Genomic DNA, 22,075 nt, shown 5'->3' on the forward strand with positions numbered 1-22,075 from the left:
GCGCTCTGGTGGAATGCCTGGGTGAGTGAGAGGGCAACACGCAGCAAGGTCACCATCCCGCGGGCGCGGTTGGTGCACCGAACTGCGCCGTCTCCGATACCCCGAACATGGGACGAAGGGACGGCCCGGCTGTTCGCGCCGCCGTCCGAGGATCCTTTCCAACTCGCGTTCGGCCCTGTTTCATTCGGCTCGGGGGCCGCCTGGAGTCCCTGGCAGGTACTCGGCAGCCCCGGAACGGGCAAGACGTCCCTTCTCGTGGATCTGGCAGTGCAGAAGATCTCCGGTGGCGAAGATCCTGAATCGGTCCTGGTGCTCACCCAGTCGCGCCGGGCAGCGACGCAGGTCCGCGAGCAGATCACGGCCGGGTTGCTCGGGTACGAACAAGAACGCGGACCGCAGGCAACTCGTGAGCCGTTGGTCCGCACCGTTCACTCGTACGCCTTTGCCGTACTCCGGCTTCAAGCCGCAGCGCACGGCAACGCGCCGCCACGCCTGATCACCGGCGCCGAGCAGGACTCGGTGCTCCGAGAGATGTTGCGCGGCGACATCGAAGACGGTGCGCTCCGGTGGCCGGAGCGCCTGCGACCCGCATTGGGTTTGAACGGCTTTGCCGTCGAACTTCGAGATCTGATGTTGCGAGCGAACGAGCGCGGACTCGGTCCCGAAGATCTGGTCAAGCTCGGCAAGAAGCGTGGACGTCCGGAGTGGGTGGCGGCCGGGCGGTTCGCCGAGGCCTACGAGCAAGGCGTGCTGCTACGCGGCAGTGTCGGTGTCGAGGCTCCGGAGGCGACGGCGCCGGCACTCGACGCGGCCGAGTTGATCGGTGCGGCATTGACCGCGTTCGGCACCGATCCCGAATTGCTTCGCTCCGAGCGCGCTCGGATCCGGCACCTACTCGTCGACGACGCACAACATCTGGATCCGCAGGCGGCGCAGCTGGTTCGGCTGATCGGAACCGCAACTGCGGGCACGGTCATCGCCGGTGATCCCGATCAGTCGGTCTTCGGGTTCCGCGGTGCGGATTCGGCGTTCCTACTCGGACTCGCCGAGCGCGGAGACGAGCGCCAGATCGTCCTGCCCACCACGTTTCGCAACAACGCCGACGTCGCGTCGATCGCGGCGAAGATCGCTGCGCGGCTGCCCGGCAACCTCGCTCATCGCATCGCGGTTCCATCCGATCTCACCGATGAGGACCCGGGGCGGGCGTCGGTGCGGGTTCTCGGTACGACGGCCAAAGAAGCGGCAGTCGTCGCAGATACCTTGCGCCGGGCGCATCTGCTGGACGGGATTGCTTGGTCCGACATGGCCGTCATCGTTCGGTCGGTCCCGCGCACTCTCGCCCCTCTCCGGCGAGCGCTGCTCGCGGCCGGGGTACCCGTCACGACCGCTGCCACCGAATTGCCGCTGGCCAGGCAACACGGAGTGTCCGGCCTGCTGCTGGTCCTTCGGGCGCTCGGCGGCGATCAGTTCACCGGCGACGACGCGCTTGCCCTGATGGCCGGTCCCATCGGCGGCGCCGAGCCGGTCACCCTGCGCCGGTTGCGTCGTGGCCTGCGCCGGGTCGAGTTGGCATCGGGAAGTGATCGGGACTCCTCGGAGTTGTTGCGGCTCATTCTGATCGACGAGGATCGTGCGCAGTCCAAGCGCCTCATGGGCAAGTTGACAGACGTCGAAGCTGCGGCACTCAATCGCGTGCTGTCGGTCCTTCGCAAGGCCCGAGTGCCTCTCGAGCGAGGTCTCGGGGTCGAAGAAGTTCTGTGGGCGGCATGGCAGGCGACGGGGCTGGAACGACGCTGGGCGGCTGCGTCGGCGCGCGGCGGGCCTATCGGCTCACAGGCCGATCGAGACCTCGACGCAGTCGTCGCACTTTTCGACGCGGCCGCCAACTACGTCGACCGGTTGCCGCGTTCGCAACTCGCCGGTTTCGTCGACTACTTGACCAGCCAGGAGATACCGACCGACTCGCGGAGCCGGTCGGTCATCACTCCCGACGCCGTCACCGTGGTCAGCGCTCACGCCGCGGCGGGTCGCGAATGGGCGGTCGTGGCAGTGGCGGGGGGGGGGGGGGGGGGCGGGGCTCTGGCCGAGTTTGCGGGCACGCGGATCGCTACTGCGTACCGAAGCGCTGATCGACCTGGTCAACGGAGTCTCCGACGGCAGTGACTCGGCTGCCGAACGACTCTCGCGAACCGCACCGCTTCTGGCCGAAGAACGCAGGTTGTTCCTGGTTGCCTGTAGCCGTGCTCGTCGCCGTCTGCTGATCACCGCAGTCGAATCGGCTTCGGGGGACACCGACTTGGTGCCTTCGCGGTTCGTGGACGAATTGATCCGTGGTGACGCCTACTCGGACGATCCGTCCTCCGATCTCGACGTCGTTGCACCCGAGACCGGGGATACCCGGGTTCTGTCGCTGCCTGCACTGGTCGCACAGCTTCGCAGCGTCGTGTGTGATCCCGACATCGCGCATTTCGACCCCGAGAAGCATTCCCGGGCCGCTCGCCAGTTGGCACGTCTGGCTGCTGCCGGGGTACGCGGCGCGCACCCGGATCAGTGGTACGGCACAGCCGAGCCGAGTACCGCTGCTCCCATGTGGCAGCCCGAGGACGGACCGGTTTCACTATCGCCGTCCACCATCGAGCTTCTCGAAACATGCCCTCTCCGATGGGTGTTCGAGCGTCATGGCGGCAGCGACGGAGACAACACTCATGCGATCGCCGGTACGCTGGTCCATACCTTGGTGCAGGCATTGGCCGGCCGGATTCCACCGGATCAGGTCGAGAAGGCACTCGAAAATGCCTGGGAATCCATCGATCTGGGATCGCAGTGGTACTCGCGCCGCGAACTCAATCGAACTCGGGAGATGCTGGCGACGTTCACCGCCTGGATGAACGCAACTCGCGGCGAACTGACCGAAGTCGGCGTCGAGGTCGCGGTCGAGGGGGTCCTCGAACCACGTGAGGAGGGAGCGCCTGCGGTCAAGCTTCGTGGCCGGATCGACCGGCTCGAGCGCGACACCGAAGGCCGTCCGGTGGTTGTCGACGTCAAGACTGCGCGAAACCCTGTCAGCAACGAGGCCGCGCAATCTCACGCGCAGTTGGCGGCGTACCAGGTCGCAGCGGCCGAAGGTGCGATTGCCGGCGAACCGGCCACACAACCCGGCGGTGCACGCCTGGTATTCGTGGCCAAGTCCAACAAGAAAGACGGTGCGGCGCAGCGAGTTCAGCCGCCGCTGACGGCCGAAGCCGTCGAGATGTGGCGAGACGTCATCCACAACGCAGCGGCAGCGACCCAAGGGCCGCAGTATCTGGCCAGGGTCAACGACGGATGTAGACATTGCCCGGTGCGCTCGAGTTGCCCGGCACACGACGAGGGACGACAGGTGAGTAACTAAGTGGCTGCCGCGACGCAGAAGGCACGCCGACCGAAGATCGATCCTGTCGACCTGGCGGTCGCGCTCGGTCAACACCCGCCGACGCCGGAACAGGCGGCTGTCATCGCCGCACCGCTCGGTCCGACATTGGTCGTCGCCGGTGCCGGTGCCGGTAAGACCGAGACGATGGCTGCTCGCGTCGTGTGGCTGGTGGCCAACGGCTTCGTCGATCCCGAGGCCGTTCTCGGATTGACCTTCACGCGCAAAGCGGCACAACAGCTCACGTCGCGAATCCGCAAGCGCTTGGCGCGACTGGCGGGTTCGGACGTTTTGCGGGCACTCGACCCGACCGGCGGAGTGCGTTCCCGGATTCTGGCCGGGGAACCCGAAGTCAGTACCTACCATGCTTACGCGGGACGGTTGCTGTCCGAGCACGGATTGCTGTTGCCGATCGAACCCTCGGCGACGCTGTTGTCCGAGACCGAACTGTGGCAGGTTGCGCACCGCGTCGTGAGCGGCTGGGACAGTGATCTGGACACCGACAAGAATCCGGGGTCCATCACCGAAACCGTTCTGGCCCTTGCCGGTCAGTTGGCGGAGCACCTGGTCGACCCCGAGCAGTTGCTCGAGGCTCACACCGAGTTGGACAAGCTGATTCACACTCTGCCCGCCGGTCCGAAACAGCGGGGTGGGCCGAGCAAAGAGCTGTTGAATTACCTTGATGTGCAACACAAACGCATCGAGCTACTGCCCCTCGTTGCCCGGCTGGGTGAGACGCTGCGGCGTGAAGGCGCATTGGATTTCGGCAGCCAGATGTCGCTGTCGGCCCGTGTCGCCTCCGAACATCCCGAGGTCGGGCAAACCGAGCGTGAGCGCTTTCGGGTAGTTCTTCTCGACGAGTACCAGGACACCGGTCACGCTCAGCGAGTGTTGTTGTCCTCGTTGTTCGGTGGGGGAGCCGACGGCCGGTTGGCGCTGACAGCCGTCGGCGATCCGATGCAGTCGATCTACGGTTGGCGAGGCGCGTCGGCGGCCAACCTGCCACGGTTTGCAACCGACTTCCCGCTTGCCAACGGAAAGCCGGCTCCGACGCTCGAACTGCTCACCAGTTGGCGTAACCCGCCGGAGGCTCTCGAACTGGCAAACCTGTCGTCGGCACCGTTGCGCCGACGCGGTGTGGCCGTCAGCACACTTCGTGCGCGGCCGGGAGCCGTCGCCGGAGACGTTCGACTGGCGCTGCTGGGAGACGTCGAACAGGAACGTCAGTGGGTTGCGGAGAAGATCGCCGAAGAATACGAGGCGGCACGTGCCGAAGACCGCCCGACGCCCACGGCAGCGGTGTTGATCCGCCGCAACGCCGATGCTGCCCCGCTGGCCGAGGCTTTGCGGTCCAAAGGTCTGCCGGTCGAAGTGGTCGGACTCGGTGGGCTCCTGCACACACCCGAGGTGGCGGACGTGATCGCCATGCTCCGAGTGGTCGCCGATCCGCTGGCGGGCAGCGCCGCCGTTCGGCTGCTCACCGGAGCGAGATGGCAGATCGGCGCGAAGGACCTCGCCGCACTCTCGCAACGCTCCCGCGAACTTGCCATCTCCGCCGGATACGGAACAGCGGGTGCGGTCACCGACGCCGAGGCGCTCACCTCGGCAGTTCAGGACGCGCTGCCGGGGGAGAACGCCGAGCAAGCAGGATTGGTCGATTCGATCTCCGATCCAGGCCCGGCAGAACGCTATTCAGCTCTCGGGTACACACGCATCAACGCGATAGCGGCAGAGTTGGAGTCGTTGCGCGAACGTATCGGCCAGCCGCTCACCGAACTGGTGGCGGAGGTCGAGCGGGTGCTCGGTATCGGAATCGAGGCAGGCGCGCGAACCCGAGTCGGTGTCGTCGGGACCGCGGGCCGCGAGCATCTCGACGCATTTGCCGACGTCGTCGCCAATTACGCGACGCGTCCAACAGCCAATCTGCCCGGGATGCTCGCATTCTTCGCGGCCGCCGAACAGATCGAAAAGGGCCTCACTCCGGGCGAAGTGGAGGTGGCGCCGGATCGCGTGCAGATCTTGACCGTGCACTCGGCGAAGGGGCTCGAATGGGAAGTAGTGGCGATCCCGCATGTCAGCGACGGGGTGTTCCCCTCGTCCACCGCGTCCGGATCGTGGCTCGGGGCGCTCGCCGAACTGCCACCGTCGTTGCGTGGTGACCGGGCCGTCGACGCGGATTCGGCCGACGGAGTTCCGGTGCTCGACCTCGAGGAGCTCTACAACCGCAAGGACCTCGAGAACGCGATCACGGCGCACAAGAAGGCCTTGTCCAACCGTCGACTGGACGAGGACCGGCGACTGTTCTACGTCGCGCTGACCAGAACCGAACGGGCGCTGTTCATCTCGGCGCATCACTGGGCGGAATCCGGTTCGGAACCGAAGGGGCCTTCGGAGTTCCTGGACGAGCTGCATCAGATGGTCACGGCCGAAAACGATGCCGGTGAAGAAGACTCACGCGGTGCGATCGGCGTCGTGGAGGAATGGGCGCCTGCACCGGAACCCGACACCGAGAACCCGTTGGCCTCCACACCCCGTACTGCGCAGTGGCCGCCGGATCCGCTGGGTGCGCGGCGCGGCGCGGTCGAGGCCGGAGCCGCAAGCGTCCTGTCCGCACTTGCATCGCTGCCGCAAGACAGCGAAGAGACGGAAGAACCGGAGGACGATCCGGAGAACTGGGCCTCGGACGTCGACGTGCTCTTGGCCGAGCGCGAAGCCCGGGCAAACGCGCGTGCCGAAGTGATTCTCCCGGCGCAGCTTTCGGTGACTCAGCTCGTCGACCTCAAGGCAGATCCTGATGAACTCGCGGCACGGCTGCGTAGACCACTGCCGTACCCACCGAACCCGCTCGCTCGGCGCGGCACGGCTTTTCACGCCTGGATCGAGCGAAGGTTCGGTGCGACCCGACTGTTGGATCTCGACGAACTACCCGGCGCCGCGGATACCGGCGCGGGTCCCGAGACCGATCTGGTGAAACTTCAGGATGCGTTCCTGCGGTCCCCGTGGGCCAATCGCAGCCCGATCGAAGTGGAAGTTCCTTTCGAAACATCCATTGCCGGAACGGTTCTCCGCGGTCGGATCGACGCTGTGTTCGCCGATCCCGACGGCGGATGGACGGTGATCGACTGGAAGACCGGTGCCGAACCGTCGGCCGCCAACGAGGACGCTGTTGTGATGCAGTTGGCCGCGTATCGGGTGGCCTGGGCCGAATTGATGTCCGCCAGAGCCCGTTCGGCGGGGCGCAACGAACAGTTTCCGGCCGACAAGGTGCGGGCGGCGTTTCACTACGTTCGATCGGGTCGCACCATCGCACCCGAGAACCTGCCGGACGGTGAGGCTCTCGCTCGCCTCATCCGAACGGCAGGCGCGCAAGATTAGCTTGCGTTTCGACGAGCCTTGAGTGCTTCGGTCACCAGCGGAACCTGCAGGGGAAGACGTGCGATCGAACCGATCTTCTGCGGTGTGGACGTCTTCGGGCTTCGGCACCAGTCGATCGCCATCTGGATGTTGGCGGGGAACACGGCAACAAAGAGCGCGGCGGCAAGGCCCGCGCCGAGCTTGCGGGTCTTCGGCACGGCCAAGGCAGCGCCGATCGCCAGTTCCGCGACGCCGGACACCTGGGTGTAGGTGCGGGCCTGTCCGGGAAGCTGGCGGGGAACGGTGCTGTCGAAGAAGGAAGGCGCCACGAAATGCATGGTGCCGGCGCCGAGAAGGAGGGCCGACAAACGAAGAGCGGCCGCTTGGCTGGGAGTGGACGTCGAACCGGTGAAAGGCATTTGCCCAGCCTGCCTCACGGTGGACCTTCTTGCCACTACCGGCGCCACGACCCGCGCGCTATTCGGCGCCCGAGTTCCGAAGTCGATCTTCGAGGGTTACGCTGCCTGCCGATGTCTGTGTAGGTATTTCGTAAGTTCGAGTGAGAGAGTCGATGTATGGCCGGTAAGCTCCGGGCGCGTTTGACCAGGTCGGAAGCATTGACCGATCAGCCTGACTTCGCCCTTGTCGGGGTGCTGCGCATTCCCCAGCTACAGACAAGTCCGGCGCGGGCCATCTACAAGCGAGTTCTCATCGCGTTGGGTGCTCTCGGCGCCGCCGTGTTGATCGTGTACATCGATCGCGCGGGATACCGGGACGCACAGGACAACGAGCTGTCGCTGCTCGACTGCATTTACTATGCGACGGTTTCGCTCTCGACCACCGGTTACGGCGATATCACTCCGTTCACGCCGTCGGCGCGCCTGGTCAACGTCCTGTTGATCACGCCACTTCGGATCTTCTTCTTGATCGTGTTGGTCGGAACCACACTTTCAGCTCTGACCGAGAGTTCGCGTCAGGCGTTCAAAATTCAGCGTTGGAGGCAGCACGTGCGTAATCACACCGTCGTCGTCGGATACGGGACCAAGGGGCGGACGGCAATCGAAGCAATGCTCGGTGACGGTGTACCGGCGTCGGAGATCGTGGTCGTGGACACCGATCAGACCGTCCTCGATTCGGCGGCGAGCAAGGGCCTGGTGACGGTGTTCGGTTCGGCGACGAAATCGGACGTACTTCGGTTGGCAGGTGCGCAGAATGCGTCGTCGATCATCGTGGCAACCAACCGTGACGACACCGCAGTGCTCGTGACGCTGACAGCCCGCGAAATCGCGCCGAAAGCCAAGATCGCCGCAGCCATCCGTGAAGCCGACAACGCGCATCTTCTGCGTCAGTCCGGCGCAGACTCCGTCGTCGTGTCCTCGGAGACGGCGGGTCGACTCCTCGGCATCGCGACCACGACGCCGACCGTCGTGGAGATGATCGAAGACCTGCTGACTCCGGAGGCCGGATTCGCGATTGCCGAGCGTGCCGTCGAGCGCGACGAGGTCGGCGGCTCTCCGCGTCATCTCTCCGACATCGTGCTCGGGGTCGTTCGTGACGGCCGTCTGGTTCGCGTCGGTTCACCCGAGGTGGACGCCGTCGAAGAGAACGATCGACTGCTCTACATTCGCCGCGTCACGAACTGAGTGTTACCGAGCTTCGTGCGCGCAGTAATGTCGTGAGCGTGAACGACTTCCAGCTGACCGAAACACCTCTGCTCTCACGCTCGAGCGTCGGCCGCGCCGAGGAATTGCGGTCGGACGCCGCTGCACTGACGACGGGTTGGGCGGACGCACTGCTCCTCCGTGTGAATTCACGGGGTCAGGTCAAGGTGTCGCCGGAAGGTCAATTGGTCTTCGCCGAGGCAACCGAGTTGGGGCCCGAACCGGTGCGCGGCGCGGTCTTCCTGGGAATTCGGGAGAATCGCCACGTCTGGGCGGTGCGGGTGTCGCTGCTGGCGGGCACTTTGTCTGAATTGCGGATGCTCGGCGGAACACTCGACGACGCGGACGCCGGTTTGTTGACCGGTGCCGTCGCGATTCTCAACTGGCACGACAGTGCCGGATTCAGCGCTATCGACGGCGCACCGAGTGAACCCACGATGTCCGGCTGGTCACGCATTTCCACGTCCACCGGCCACGAGGAGTTTCCCCGAACGGATCCGGCGGTCATCTGCCTGGTGCACGACGGCGGCGATCGAGTTCTACTCGCGCGTCAGCCGACCTGGCCGCAGCGCCGTTTCTCGATTCTCGCGGGATTCGTCGAGGCCGGGGAGTCACTCGAAACGTGTGTTGTCCGCGAGATCAAGGAAGAAGTCGGTATCGACGTGCACAGCGTTCGATACCTCGGGAGCCAGCCTTGGCCGTTCCCTCGCTCGGTGATGTTGGGCTTCGCCGCAATCGGCGACCCCGCCGCTCCGCTGCTGTTCGCGGACGGCGAGATCGCCGAGGGCACCTGGTTCACGAAGGACGAGGTGCGCGCCGCTCTCGAACTCGGCGACTGGGGTTCGGAAGCGGACGCGCCACTGCTGCTGCCCGGGTCGATCTCCATCGCTCGCGGAATGCTCGAGAGCTGGGTCAAGTAGCAGCCGGAGAAGGTCTACAGACCCAGAGCCTGCTTGACCTGGTTGAGCGACGGGTTGGTCGCAACGCTGCCGTCGCCGTACTTCACGGTCGGAACGACGTGATTGCCACCGTTGACGCTGCCGACGAAATCGGCTGCTGCCGGATCGTTCTCGATGTCGATCTCGGTGTACTCGATCCCCGACGCGTTGAGCTGCGTCTTGAGGCGACGGCAGTAGCCGCACCACGTGGTCGAGTAGATGGTCAGGGCAGGCGCATTTTCGGTAGAAGTCACGGCCGATATAACACCACGACCGAGAGCGTTGTTCCGTATCGGCCCGTGTTCTCTTGCCCACATACCGTCGGGCGCGGCGAATGGAGTGTCGGAACGTCCTGCCATGATGGTCCCCATGCCTGCGGACACCGGACTGGATCCAGAACAATCGGCCGCCGTGCTCGCGCCACGCGGCCCGGTATGTGTCCTCGCGGGCGCTGGAACAGGCAAAACCCGCACCATCACGCGCCGGATCGCTCATCTGGTTGCCGACGGTCACGTGTCGGCCGGTCAGGTGCTTGCCGTGACGTTCACCGCTCGTGCGGCCGGGGAAATGCGTGGACGTCTTCGTGAGCTGGGCGTCGGCGGGAGTGGGCCGCAGGTGCAGGCTCGAACTTTTCACGCTGCTGCTCTCCGTCAACTGAAGTACTTCTGGCCGCAGGTTGTCGGCGACACGCCGTGGCGTCTGCTGGACCGAAAGTTCGCCGTTGTCAGCAGTGCCGCAGCCCGGGTGGGATTGTCCACCAGCACGGAAAGCGTCCGCGACCTCGCCAGTGAAATCGAGTGGTCGAAGGCGTCGCTGATCGCGCCGGAGGATTACCCACGCGCGATCGCCAAGATTCGCCGTGAGGCACCGGTCGATGCCACCAAGGTGGCCCAGGTGTATGCCGCATACGAAGAGCTGAAAGCACGCGGCCAGGACGGCATGCTGCTTGATTTCGACGATCTCCTACTGCACACGGCGGCAGCTCTCGAAGAGCATTCGACAGTCGCCGACGAGTTCCGCGAGCGGTATCGCTGCTTCGTTGTGGACGAGTATCAGGACGTCACCCCACTGCAGCAGCGTGTGCTCGACGCCTGGCTGGGCGACCGAGACGATCTGACCGTGGTGGGCGATGCGAATCAGACCATCTACTCCTTCACCGGAGCCACCCCCAACTATCTGTTGGACTTCTCCCGGAAATTCCCCGAAGCGACCGTCGTTCGGCTCGAACGGGATTACCGCTCCACCCCTGAGGTCGTGTCGTTGGCGAACCGCGTGATCGGTGCCGCGCGCGGGCGGATCGCCGGGACGCGTCTGCAGCTGATCGGGCAGCGCGCGCCGGGGCCTGAGCCGGAGTTCATGGAGTTCGACGACGAGCCGGCCGAGGCGCTCGGCGTTGCGCGGGCGATCAAACGGCTGATCGCGGCAGGCACTCCTGCGGCCGAGATCGCTGTTCTGTACCGGATCAATGCTCAGTCGGAGGCGCACGAGCAGGCCCTGACGAAGCTGGGCATTCCGTTCCAGGTGCGCGGTGGAGAGGGCTTCTTCACTCGCACCGAGGTACGTCAGGCGGTGGCAGCGCTGCGTCAGGCAGCTGGACGCGACGACCTCCCCGAAGGTGCAGACAACGGCGAAGCGCTGGTCTCACTCGTCCGCGCTGTGCTCGCGCCACTCGGCCTGACCAACGAAGAGCCTTCGGGTACTCAGGCACGCGAGCGCTGGGCGTCGCTCTCGGCTCTCGTGGCGCTCACCGAAGAACAACTTGTCCACGAACCTGAACTGACGCTCACCGGGCTTCTACAGGAGCTCACGGCCCGAGCCGAGGCGCGGCACCCACCGACCGTGCAAGGTGTGACGCTGGCCTCCCTCCACGCGGCCAAGGGGCTCGAATGGGATGCGGTGTTCCTGGTCGGCCTCAACGACGGCACCCTGCCGATCCAACACGTTCTCGGCGACGCCAATTCGGGCGCCGACGATGTCGCGGTGGAGGAGGAGCGTCGGCTTCTCTACGTGGGGGTTACTCGCGCTCGCGAGCATCTGCAGCTGTCGTGGGCATTGGCCCGCAATGAGGGTGGACGCAAGTCCCGTCGCCGGTCGAGATTTCTCAACGGACTAATCCCGGAGGACTCGCCGGCCTCGCGCGTCGCCGCGCCGTCGTCGGGAAACAAGAAGCGTCCGCGCTGCCGCGTATGCGGCAAACCGTTGATCGGGACGTCGGCGACCATGCTCGGGCGCTGCGAAAAATGCCCGTCCAATGTCGACCTGGAATTGCTCGAGCACCTCAAGGCCTGGCGTCTGGACAAGTCCAGAGAACTCAAAGTTCCGGCCTATGTCGTCTTCAGTGACAACACACTGATGGCTATTGCCGAACAACGACCACAAGATAATCGTGGACTGGTTTCGATCCCTGGAATCGGGCCGAAGAAACTCGACAACTTCGGGGAAGACGTACTAGCTGTCATTCGCGGTGAACTGCGAGCGGCAACACTCGATATCTGACAACACATCCGAATCGACAACGGTGAGTTACATAACCGCAGGTCAAAAATAGGTTGTGCAGATTCGGCAGATTCTCTACTCTGGTTTTCAGTGTTACGGGGCAACCTGTGCGCAGAAACTATCCGGACCGACACGAAATGGAGGTGGCAAAAAAATGACGAACTTGATCTCTTACGAAGCGTGCGCAAGCGCAAAGTTCGCTGTTGCCGCCCCCATGCTGCCGCGTGCAGCGGGATGGGCGCAGCATGCGCTCCGCCTGCGCCCTCAAGCAGCAGCAAAGAAAGCAGCTGTCGAGTCCGTGTTCTTAAGCCATCGAGGTATTTCTCGGTAGGACACATCCGTTCACTTACGGCCACGGACCCGCAGCCCCTGCGGACCGTGGCCTTTGTGTTGGATAGCCCTCTTCATCTGGTTTCCGACTCGGCTCAGGTTCGCACCCATCGAACCCATATCGTGCGACACAGTTTCGCATCCGAGCACTAGGAGACCGAGTTGTCTGCCCAGACAATCCGCGTGGAATCCGAAAACTCCACCACTGCAGTAACTTCCACCGACGTCACTTCGGCTGCAGTCACGTTCATCGAGGTCGCGTCCACCCGCCGCGACCTGCCGTGCCGGGCATCCAACCCCGATCTCTGGTTCGCCGAAGCTCCGGCCGAACTCGAGCAGGCCAAGGCACTGTGCGCGCAGTGCCCCATCCGTTCCCGTTGTCTCAGTGCGGCTCTCGACCGCGCCGAGCCATGGGGGGTGTGGGGCGGCGAGATCCTCGATCAGGGGGCCGTCATAGCGCGCAAGAGACCGAGAGGGCGCCCACGCAAGCAACTTGTGTGCGCGTGAGAGCCCTATTCGGCGGAGCCGGTGTCTTAGTCGGCGGAGCCGGTGTCATCCAGAACCGGCTCCGCGAACCCTGGCAACCAACGAGTCAGGATTTCCATGTACGGGGCATATGCGTCCAACTGGGCGCATATGCCGACCGAACCGAGAAGAACACGGAAGATCATCAAATACTCGGCCGGAAGGTTGAGTGCACGGGCCGTTCGGAACTGCGCACTGTTGAAGTCAGTGGCGGTTCCGGCGGCCTTTTGCAGCCATGCCCGAGTGAAGTGAAATGACTCGGTCTGGATCGGGTCGGTGAAGGGTCGCAGGTAATCCGCGATCTCCTTGTCGGTCACCGTGCGTCCGGGGATCACGAAACCGTTGGCGCGCAACAACTCCGTCAACTCGTCGAATTGTTCCTCGACAGCCAAGCGCACCATCGTGCCGAGAACCCGTGGCAGTCCGTTCGGGAACGGCGCAGCAGCACCGAAGTCGATGACGCCGAGTCGGCCGTCCTCGAGAAGCATGAAATTGCCGGGGTGCGGGTCACAGTGGAGCAATCCGACACGGGCCGGAGACGCGAAGTGGAATTCGGCGAGTAGTGCACCGGCCGCATTGCGCTGCTCCGGCGTTCCACTCTCGATGATTCTGGTCAACGGGGTTGCCGTCATCCATTCGGTCACGACCACTTTCGGCGCGCTCGCCACGACGTGCGGGATCACGAATTGGGGATCTCCGTCGAACTCTTTGGCAAAAGCTCGCTGATTGTTCGCCTCGATCCGATAGTCGAGTTCTTCCTCCGTGCGCGCGGTGAACTCCTCGATCACGGGCCGTACGTCGACACCGGGCATGACCGAACCGAAGAGACCGGCAAATCTGCCCAGGGTCTTGAGATCGGCGCGTAGAGCTTCGTCGGCGCCGGGGTACTGAACTTTCACGGCTACGTCGCGGCCGTCCGCCCAGACGGCTCGGTGAACCTGCCCGATGCTTGCCGACGCGGTCGGTTCATCGTCGAACGACTGGAATCGGTCGCGCCACTTGGTTCCGAGTTGCTGGTCGAGCATCTTGTGTACTTGCTTGGTCGGCAGCGGCGGGGCGGCGGCCTGGAGCTTGTTCAGCGACTCGCGGTATGGCTCGGCGAATTCCTCCGGAATTGCCGCCTCCATGACGCTGAGCGCTTGGCCCAGCTTCATCGCGCCGCCCTTGAGTTCGCCCAGCACCGCGAACAGTTGCTCGGCCGCCTTCGCGCTCAACTGCGCGTCGATCTCGCCTTTGTCGCCGCCGGCGAGCTTGCGTCCGAAGCCCATGGCGGCGCGACCGGCCATCCCCAGGGGGATGCTCGCGAGTTTGGCAGTACGGGCAGAACTCTTGCGTGGGATCTCGGACACCACACCATCATGTCTGACTGGGGCGTCCTTTGCCCGAAACAGGTGCCAGGTATTGGCAACTGCAGGATATTTGCCGAGGCCAGTGCCTGGTTGTGATCCGATACGGACGCAGCGCGATCTCGAGCGTCGACGACAGACTGGCCACATGCGTCGCCGCTGTCTCCGATAATGCGGAGTCGATCTCGGCCAGGGCCAGCGCGACACTTGCATGGATCATCGCCGATTCCGCGTGGCCTGCGCTGCCGAGTAGCTGCGCGGACAGATGAAGCCAATGAGGGTCGAGTTCGGATCGGAGGATGTCGGCGCACCGCAGGCAACTCGACTGACCAGGCAGGACAAGAGGACCGACCACACCGTTGCCGTCGCGGATGCGGACGGAAAGGTGGGGGAGTCCACAGCGAACGAGATCGCTGACCAGACGAGGATCAGTTACGACGTCGTCGGCCAGAACCACCAGTTGTTCGTTCCACGTGCGCACGACGTCGGTGTTGCGATACCCGCGCGAGCGACGCGTGCTGACCCCGCCGGTGACGAGTGCGCGCTCGATGGCGTCAGAGAGCGGACCGACACCGTGAATCCGGACCGTCGCGGTGCTTCTGCGGGCAGTGTGGACGAAACCGGAATCGGCGAGTTGCTCGAGCAACTCCTCCGTCACGGATGTGGGAATCCCGCGCCTCGACGCTTCCCAGAGGATGTTTGCGCGGGATCTCGAGCCGTCCATTTTGCGCAGGATCGACTTCACCGCGCGATCGTCGACCCCGACAGGCAGAGTCAGCAGGACGGCACGTCCGGGGGTCCATCCCAGCTGCAGTCGACCATCCGGGCGCGACAGAACAGCGATCCGCGGGTCCCATCGAGGTCCCGCGGATCGCTGTGAAGTGCTGTCTTGTCTGGTGTCGTCGTGTGTGTGACCGGTCATCATTCGATGCTGGCACGACGGGCCCTCGGCGAGTCCCCGTCAGCGGCAGTTATCCACAGGCGGTCATCGCGGCTGATCTGCGAAAATCGGTCGAGAAGGGATTACTTCTCTTCGTCGTCCTCGCGGGTCTTGTCCATCGCTGCCTCGGCCGCACGCTCTTTTGCCACGACGGCTTCGAGCTGGGCTATCGGGTCGTCGAAATTACCGGCTTCGCCGGCGCCGAGGACACGGGCGACAAATCCGTCCGGTGCGTCGAGATCGCTCGAATCGGGCATCAGGTCGGGATGCGACCAGACGCCGTCGCGAACGTCCATACCGGCTTCCGCAGTGAGCTTCTGCCACAAACCGGCCGCTTCACGGACCTTGCGAGGACGAAGTTCGAGTCCGACCAGCGTCGCAAAGGTCTGTTCGGCGGGGCCGCCGGTGGCACGGCGACGCCGCAACGTCTCGCTCATCGCGGCAACACCAGGCAGTCGCTCGCCGAGTGCGGCGGTGACGACCGTCTCCACCCAGCCCTCGACCAGCGCAAGCAGAGTCTCGAGACGTTCGAGAGCGGCTTTCTGCTCCGGTGTGTTCTGCGGCTCGAACGTGCCCTGCTGCATCAACGCTTCGAGCTTGCTCGGATCGGTGAGAGCGGATGGATCGAGGTCCTTGGCGAATTCTTCCATCGCCGAGAAGTCCATGGTGATTCCGCGGGCGTATTCCTCCACTGTCGCGAGAACACGCTGGCGCAGCCACGGAACGTGACTGTAAAGGCGCTGATGAGCGGCTTCCCGCGCGGCGAGGAAGACCAGAACTTCCTGATGCGGCTGTTCGAGACCCTCACTGAAAGCCTGAACCGCAGCCGGGAGAAGGGCCGCGGTGCCTTCGGGGCCGAGGGGCAGGCCGATGTCAGTGGAGGAGAGCACCTCGGTGGACAGTTGGCCGAGTGCCTGGCCCAATTGCGAGCCGAACGCGAGTCCGCCCATCTGGCCGAGCATGCCCAGCATCGGGCCAGCCATCTGCTGTGCTTCGGCCGGAAGACCCTGGACCCACATGCCCGCTACCTTCTCGGCCACCGGATCACAGAGTCGCTTCCAGGTGTCGATCGTGTTGTCGAGCCAGTCGTTCGGAGTCCACGCAAGAGTGCGGCTCGCTCCGGCAGGGAGCGTTGTCGCGGCGTCCAGCCACATCTCGGCCAGGTGCGCGGCGTCGGCGATCGCCTTGACGTTGCCCTCGGTGATCGGTGTGACCGATCCGATCTGTTGGCGTGCCAGCTTCTTGGCGATGTCGTAGTTGACCGGGCCGGACGTACCGCCCTGGCCCATCGACGAGCCCATTCCGCTCAGCATCTGCCCGAACTGGGTGAGCATCTGGCCGAGCTGAGCCGGATCGAATCCCTCACCGCCCGCGCCGAACCCGAACGGCATGTCACCACCCCCGAACGGATTGCCACCCGCCGCGTTCTTGTCGCGATCGGGATCGTCGTCGGAGTTGGAGAAGCCGAACGGCATATTGCTCATACCTCAACGGTACAAGGCTCGAGCGGTCGGAGTCGCCCTCCGAGTCACGCTGACGGCGAACACGCACGGCGCTCAGGCGGTGCGATCGGTGCTCCGGAGCCTTCGCGCTTTACTCTGGATCAGGTGAATCGACGGATAGTGACGCTCTTGGCCGCACTCGCACCCATCGTCGTGTTGGGAGTCGTCGGAACAATGGTCACTGTTCCTTATGTCGCACTCGGTCCGGGCCCCACCTTCAACACGCTCGGCGACGTCGACGGTAAGCCCGTCGTGGACATCCAGGGGACCGAGGTCGATCCCACCGACGGCAACCTCAACATGACAACGGTGTCGGTTCGCGACGGCCTCAACATCTTCGAAGCGTTCGGACTGTGGGCGAGTGGCAGCAACGGACTCGTCCCTCGCTCGGAGATCTATCCGCCCGAGAAGTCGAAGGAAGAGATTCAGCAGGCCAACACGGCCGACTTCCAGCAATCCGAGGACAGTGCCGAGTTGGCGGCACTGCACTTTCTCGGCAAGCCGGTGGCACTGACTGTTTCGAAGGTGACTCCGGACGGTCCCGCTGCGGGTGCCCTGCAAGAAGGCGACGTCCTGGTCAAGATCGGCGACACTCCGGTAACCACCATCACCGGCGTTCAGGACACGGTCGGTGCGATCGCGCCCGGCACCGCGATCGACGTCACCGTCCTTCGTGAGGGTGTGGAGACCGTTGTGCCGGTCACCGTCGGGGCGCGGCCCAACAAGCCCGAATCGGGTTACCTCGGCGTCACACCAAGCGAGGTCCCGGACGTTCCCTTCACCGTGCAGTTCAATCTCGCCGACATCGGCGGTCCTTCTGCCGGACTGATGTTCACACTGGCCTTGGTCGACAAGCTGACTCCGGGGGAGCTCAACGGCGGAAAGTTCGTAGCCGGAACGGGCACCATCGACTCCGACGGCGAGGTCGGTCCGATCGGCGGCATCAGGTACAAGTTGATCGCCGCGTCCCAAGCCGGTGCTGAGACCTTCCTCGTGCCGGCCCAGAACTGTGACGAGGCGAAACAGAATGCGCCGGACGGGCTTCGACTCGTCAAGGTCGACAACCTGCCCGGCGCAGTGGACTCACTCGAGAGCCTCAACACGGGCGGCGACGCACCCCGCTGCTGAAGGCTGCCTGGCCGCCGACGACTCTGTCAGTCTTCTTCGACCTCGTCGAGCGTCGCGTACAGGGCGTGCACGAGGTGAGGTGCAAGACCGTCGTAGGTGAGCAGTTCCAAGTCACCGTACGGATCCGCATCCTCGTCGGGACGCATCTGTAGGAGCGACAGCGAGGGACCGTCACGGAGCACGCCGACGAACAGTCGAGCCTCGCGTCGATCGGGATGCGCGTCGGCCGTCAGTCGAGCGACTTCGTCCGCCGCGTGCTGATCGGTCAACACCGGCGCCGTGGCGTGGTCGAGATCCGATTCCGCCTCGGGCGGCAGGACGACGATCTCCTGCACCAGGATGCAACCCTGCACGGACTCGGGCCAATGCGTCGTTGCCAGGAACTCGTCGAGTGCCCGTGAACCGCCGATGATGTCCTCGGGAAGCGATTCCTGTTCGATCGGTGTGTATTCGGCGCCCTCGGCGAGTTGGTCGAGCAGTCCGGGTTCGGCCGCGGCGAGCATCTCGGTGGGTACCAACGCGTACAGCTTCGGAGGCTGATCCCAGCCTTCGGCGTCGATGTGGTCGACAACTTCATGAACGCACCGGGCGAGGGCACTCGGTGATCTGCTCATATTCTCTTCACTCACACGTTCATCCTCCCACCTCCTGTCCGGCTCCCCGCTCTCCGTGTTGTCAACCCGTGACCGTTGTTACGTAGAGTGGTCGGAAACGGCCAAGTCCACTCGGGCGTGGCCGCAGTGATCGATGCAATCGGTTGCGACGCCACGGCGTCGCCAAATCTTGGAGCGTGGCACGTGGGCATGCGGCCCCCCGCAGGTTTACCCTCTCTGTCCAGACGCAGTCGAATCTTGTTGGTGGTGGCTGTCGTAGTGGCGGCCTTGCTGCTCGTGGGGCCGCGACTGATCGGCATGTACACGGACTGGTTGTGGTTCGGCGAAGTCGGCTTCCGCGGTGTCTTCACCAAGGTTCTGCTGACGCGATTCGTGCTCTTCCTGGTCGTCGGAATTGTCGTCGGCGCCATCGTGTGGCTCGCGATGCTTCTCGCGTACCGCGCACGCCCGGTGTTCGTCCCGGTCTCCGGACCCAATGATCCGATCGCGCGCTACCGCACCACCGTCATGTCGCGTCTTCGTCTTTTCGGCGTGATCATTCCGGTAGCGATCGGCATCCTGTCCGGTCTCATCGCACAGGCCAACTGGGTCACTATCCAGTTGTTCCTCAACGGCCAGGCTTTCGGGATCACCGATCCTCAGTTCAACTTGGACGTCGGCTTCTACACGTTCGATCTGCCGTTCTACCGTTTCGTTCTGAACTGGTTGTTCGTCTCGATCCTGCTGGCTTTCGTGGCAAACCTGGTCACCCACTACGTTTTCGGTGGAATCAAGTTGGCCGGGCGCAATGGGACGTTCACCACGGCCGCTCGTATTCAGCTGGCTGTCATCGCCGGCACCTTTGTGCTTCTCAAGGCGGTGGCGTACTGGTTTGATCGGTACTCGTTGATGTCGAGTAGTCGTAAGGAACCGACGTTCACCGGCCCGGGCTTCACCGACATCAATGCGGTTCTGCCTGCGAAGCTCATTCTGTTGTCCATTGCGGTCATCTGCGCCTTGGCGTTCTTCGCCTCGATCTTCACGCGGGATCTTCGGATACCGGCCATGGCAGTCGCTCTACTGGTTCTTTCGTCGGTCCTCGTCGGTGCCGTCTACCCGATGATCGTCGAGCAGTTCTCCGTCAAGCCCAATGCGGCGCAGAAGGAGAGCACGTACATCGAACGAAACATCGAAGCGACCCGTCAGGCGTACGGGATCACGGAAGAAAACGTCGACTACGTCGACTATCCGGGAATTGGCACCAAGCAGCCCCAGGACGTTCCGGCAGACCGGACCACGATCGCGAACACACGCCTGTTGGATCCGACCATTCTGTCGCCGACGTTCACCGCTCAGCGTCAGCTCAAGAACTTCTACGGGTTCCCGCAGACGCTCAACGTCGACCGTTACGAACAAGACGGCCAGTTGCGTGACTTCGTTGTCGCCGCGCGTGAGCTGTCGCCGAACAACCTTTCCGGCAACCAGACGGACTGGATCAACAAGCACACGGTCTACACGCACGGCAACGGTTTCGTCGCCGCCCAGGCCAACGAAGTCACGGCCGTGCAGGGCGACAGTCAGAACAACACCGGTGGCTACCCGATCTACTCGGTGAGCGACCTGACGACCACGCCCGAGAACGAGAATCTCAAGGTGGACAATCCTCGTTCGTACTACGGCGAGGTGATCAGTCAGTCGGACGCCGATTACTCGATCGTCGGTTCCGTCGACGGTGAGGGACCGCGGGAGTACGACACCGACACCTCGAAGTACACCTACACAGGTTCGGGTGGCGTTTCGATCGGCAACTGGTTCAACCGTCTTGCATTCGCGGCGAAGTACACCGAGCGCAACATCCTGTTCTCGAGTGCAATCGGCTCGAACTCGAAGATCATCTTCAAGCGTGATCCGAAGGAAAGGGTCGAGGAGGTCGCGCCTTGGCTGACGACCGACGGCGCTGCTTACCCCGCAGTGGTCGACGGCAAGATGCAGTGGATCATCGACGGCTACACCACGGCCCAGGATTACCCGTACGCGCAGCGCAGTTCGCTCGACGGGTTGGTCGAGGACAGTATCGACCAGACGACCGGGCGCCTCATTCCGCGCCAGGAGTTCTCGTACATCCGTAACTCAGTGAAGGCCACGGTCGATGCCTACGACGGCACTGTCACGCTGTACCAGGTCGACGAGCAGGATCCGGTTCTGAAGGCGTGGATGGGGGTCTTCCCGAACACGGTGAAGCCGAAGAGCGAAATCTCGGACGACTTGCAGGCACACTTCCGCTACCCGGAAGACATGTTCAAGGTTCAGCGAGAGATGCTGGCGAAGTACCACGTCGACGATCCGAGTGAGTTCTTCACCAACAACGCGTTCTGGTCGGTTCCGAGCGATCCGACGATCGACACGTCGGCCAACCAGCCGCCGTACTACGTGCTGGTGGGCGACAAGGACACCGCGAAGGCGGATTTCCGTCTGACCAGTCCGATGGTCGGGTTCAGTCGTGAGTTGCTGTCGGCCTACATCTCGGTGGCGAACGACAAGGAGAACTACGGCAAGTTCACGGTGCTGCAGTTGCCGACCGATACGCAGACTCAGGGTCCACAGCAGGCTCAGTCTGCGATGACGTCGGATTCGCGTGTTGCTTCGGAAGTGTCACTGCTCAAGCAGTCGAACAAGATTCAGTACGGAAACTTGCTGACTCTGCCGATTGCCGAGGGCGGAATCCTCTATGTCGAGCCTTTGTACTCGCAGCGAAACTCGCAGAACGCGTTCCCTCAGTTGGCGCGTGTATTGGTGAGCTTCAGCGACACCAACGGCATTCGGATCGGTTATGCACCGACCGTCTCCGAGGCGATCAGTCAGATTTGGCCGGGCGCAGGTTCGGCAGCGACGGTCACCCAGCCGGCACCCGATCCGGATACCGGAGCGCAACCGGAAACGCCGACAACTCCGACGGCACCGGCCCCGCCGGCTTCTTCGGATGACGTCACGAAGGCGCTGGCCGAGGTCAATTCGGCAATGGCGGCATTGAAGTCGGCGCAACAGAGCGGTGACTTCACCAGCTACGGTGCTGCGCTCGACCGCCTGCAGAAGGCTGTTGACGCGTACCAGGCGCTGCCGAGGTAAGCGGCGTCAGTTCATGAATAGCAGAAGGCCCACCATCCGATCGGATGGTGGGCCTTCTTGTGTGCTCAGGTGAAGCTGTACGAGCTGAATCAGCGCAGTGCTGCAACGATCGGTGCGTTGGCATCGGAGAGCTGCTGGAACTGTGCGGCGAAGCCGTACTGGCCGGCGAGGTCACGAGCGGTGTCGAAAGCCTGCTGTGCGGCGGGCTTGAGCTCGGCCGGGATCTCGATGGCGGGAGCAACTGCGGGTGCCTCGGCGACGGGAGCCGGCGCTGCGGCGGGAGCTTCTTCGACTGCAGGCTCGCTCGCGACGGTCAGACGCTGGCCGCAGACGGGCCATGCGCCGGGGCCCTGGCTCTGCAGGGTGTTCTCGGCGACGCGGATCTGCTCTTCCTTGGAAGCGTTGGCGGGCGAGCCGGTGCCACCGTTGGCGGTCCAGGTGCTCTGCGAGAACTGCAGGCCGCCGTAGTAGCCGTTTCCGGTGTTGATGTTCCAGTCGCCACCGCTCTCGCACTGTGCGACGCCGTCCCAGTTGTGGGTGGCTGCGGAAGCGGTGCCGGTGCTCATGGTGAGGGGCACTGCGACAAGTGCGCCGGCTACTGCCAATGTGCCGAATGCACGCTTGCTGATGCTGGTGTACGTCATGTCGGGGTAAATCCTCTCCGCGCTTGCTGACATCGGCGGGCCTGCGGGTCGGCGATGATGCTGACTTTCCCGGGCGCTTGTCT

Annotated in this window: 14 protein-coding genes and 1 pseudogene; 8 read left to right on the plus strand and 7 right to left on the minus strand. The window is 64.0% G+C overall.

What is annotated here, in order from left to right; translation table 11 throughout:
* The first annotated feature begins 21 nt into the window (after positions 1–21).
* A pseudogene (locus tag YH3_RS25320) lies at positions 22–3,391 on the plus strand (ATP-dependent helicase).
* Positions 3,392–6,784 (plus strand): ATP-dependent DNA helicase, encoded by a 3,393-nt coding sequence (locus YH3_RS25325; protein ID WP_064444283.1) that lies wholly within the window; start codon positions 3,392–3,394, stop codon positions 6,782–6,784. It begins immediately after the preceding pseudogene.
* Here YH3_RS25325 and YH3_RS25330 read toward each other — a convergent pair.
* Positions 6,781–7,182: a hypothetical protein gene (locus tag YH3_RS25330; protein WP_003942341.1), complete on the minus strand. Its 402-nt coding sequence runs from the start codon at positions 7,180–7,182 to the stop codon at positions 6,781–6,783. The genes YH3_RS25325 and YH3_RS25330 overlap by 4 nt on opposite strands.
* Before the next feature lie 156 nt (positions 7,183–7,338).
* On the opposite strand from YH3_RS25330, the gene YH3_RS25335 reads away from it, so the two are divergent.
* Together YH3_RS25335 and nudC are read left to right on the plus strand one after the other, a co-directional pair.
* Positions 7,339–8,406, plus strand: a complete 1,068-nt coding sequence (locus YH3_RS25335) for a TrkA family potassium uptake protein (protein ID WP_003942296.1) — start codon at positions 7,339–7,341, stop codon at positions 8,404–8,406.
* 38 nt (positions 8,407–8,444) lie between these two features.
* Positions 8,445–9,344, plus strand: coding sequence for an NAD(+) diphosphatase (nudC, locus tag YH3_RS25340; RefSeq protein ID WP_007731249.1), 900 nt, complete (start codon positions 8,445–8,447; stop codon positions 9,342–9,344).
* 14 nt (positions 9,345–9,358) lie between these two features.
* On the opposite strand, the gene YH3_RS25345 is transcribed toward nudC, so the two are convergent.
* Entirely contained in the window at positions 9,359–9,616 is a 258-nt protein-coding gene (locus tag YH3_RS25345) for a mycoredoxin (protein WP_003942350.1), read from the minus strand.
* Between the two features lie 103 nt (positions 9,617–9,719).
* Between YH3_RS25345 and YH3_RS25350 the strand changes: the two genes are divergently transcribed.
* Positions 9,720–11,858 (plus strand): ATP-dependent DNA helicase UvrD2, encoded by a 2,139-nt coding sequence (locus tag YH3_RS25350; protein ID WP_003942300.1) that lies wholly within the window; start codon positions 9,720–9,722, stop codon positions 11,856–11,858.
* 513 nt (positions 11,859–12,371) lie between these two features.
* Positions 12,372–12,695: a WhiB family transcriptional regulator gene (locus tag YH3_RS25355; protein ID WP_003942321.1), complete on the plus strand. Its 324-nt coding sequence runs from the start codon at positions 12,372–12,374 to the stop codon at positions 12,693–12,695.
* Between the two features lie 26 nt (positions 12,696–12,721).
* Here the strand turns inward: YH3_RS25355 and YH3_RS25360 are convergent, their stop codons facing one another.
* The 3 genes from YH3_RS25360 to YH3_RS25370 all read right to left on the minus strand — a co-directional run bounded on the left by YH3_RS25360 (position 12,722) and on the right by YH3_RS25370 (position 16,483).
* Entirely contained in the window at positions 12,722–14,065 is a 1,344-nt protein-coding gene (locus tag YH3_RS25360; RefSeq protein WP_172403528.1) for an AarF/ABC1/UbiB kinase family protein, read from the minus strand.
* Between the two features lie 4 nt (positions 14,066–14,069).
* Positions 14,070–14,984: a hypothetical protein gene (locus YH3_RS25365; RefSeq protein WP_064444284.1), complete on the minus strand. Its 915-nt coding sequence runs from the start codon at positions 14,982–14,984 to the stop codon at positions 14,070–14,072.
* A 98-nt stretch (positions 14,985–15,082) separates the two neighbouring features.
* On the minus strand, positions 15,083–16,483 hold the full coding sequence (locus YH3_RS25370; RefSeq protein WP_042450102.1) for a zinc-dependent metalloprotease: 1,401 nt from the start codon (positions 16,481–16,483) through the stop codon (positions 15,083–15,085).
* Between the two features lie 123 nt (positions 16,484–16,606).
* Between YH3_RS25370 and YH3_RS25375 the strand changes: the two genes are divergently transcribed.
* Positions 16,607–17,629, plus strand: a complete 1,023-nt coding sequence (locus YH3_RS25375; RefSeq protein ID WP_054187616.1) for a PDZ domain-containing protein — start codon at positions 16,607–16,609, stop codon at positions 17,627–17,629.
* Between the two features lie 26 nt (positions 17,630–17,655).
* Here YH3_RS25375 and YH3_RS25380 read toward each other — a convergent pair whose 3' ends face one another.
* Positions 17,656–18,258, minus strand: a complete 603-nt coding sequence (locus tag YH3_RS25380) for a PPA1309 family protein (RefSeq protein WP_003942343.1) — start codon at positions 18,256–18,258, stop codon at positions 17,656–17,658.
* A 174-nt stretch (positions 18,259–18,432) separates the two neighbouring features.
* On the opposite strand from YH3_RS25380, the gene YH3_RS25385 reads away from it, so the two are divergent.
* On the plus strand, positions 18,433–21,348 hold the full coding sequence (locus YH3_RS25385) for a UPF0182 family protein (protein WP_207623849.1): 2,916 nt from the start codon (positions 18,433–18,435) through the stop codon (positions 21,346–21,348).
* 89 nt (positions 21,349–21,437) lie between these two features.
* Here YH3_RS25385 and YH3_RS25390 read toward each other — a convergent pair whose 3' ends face one another.
* Positions 21,438–21,992: a transglycosylase family protein gene (locus YH3_RS25390; protein WP_064444285.1), complete on the minus strand. Its 555-nt coding sequence runs from the start codon at positions 21,990–21,992 to the stop codon at positions 21,438–21,440.
* Positions 21,993–22,075 lie beyond the last annotated feature (83 nt).

Source organism: Rhodococcus sp. YH3-3 (assembly GCF_001653035.1).
Lineage (GTDB): Bacteria > Actinomycetota > Actinomycetes > Mycobacteriales > Mycobacteriaceae > Rhodococcus_F > Rhodococcus_F qingshengii.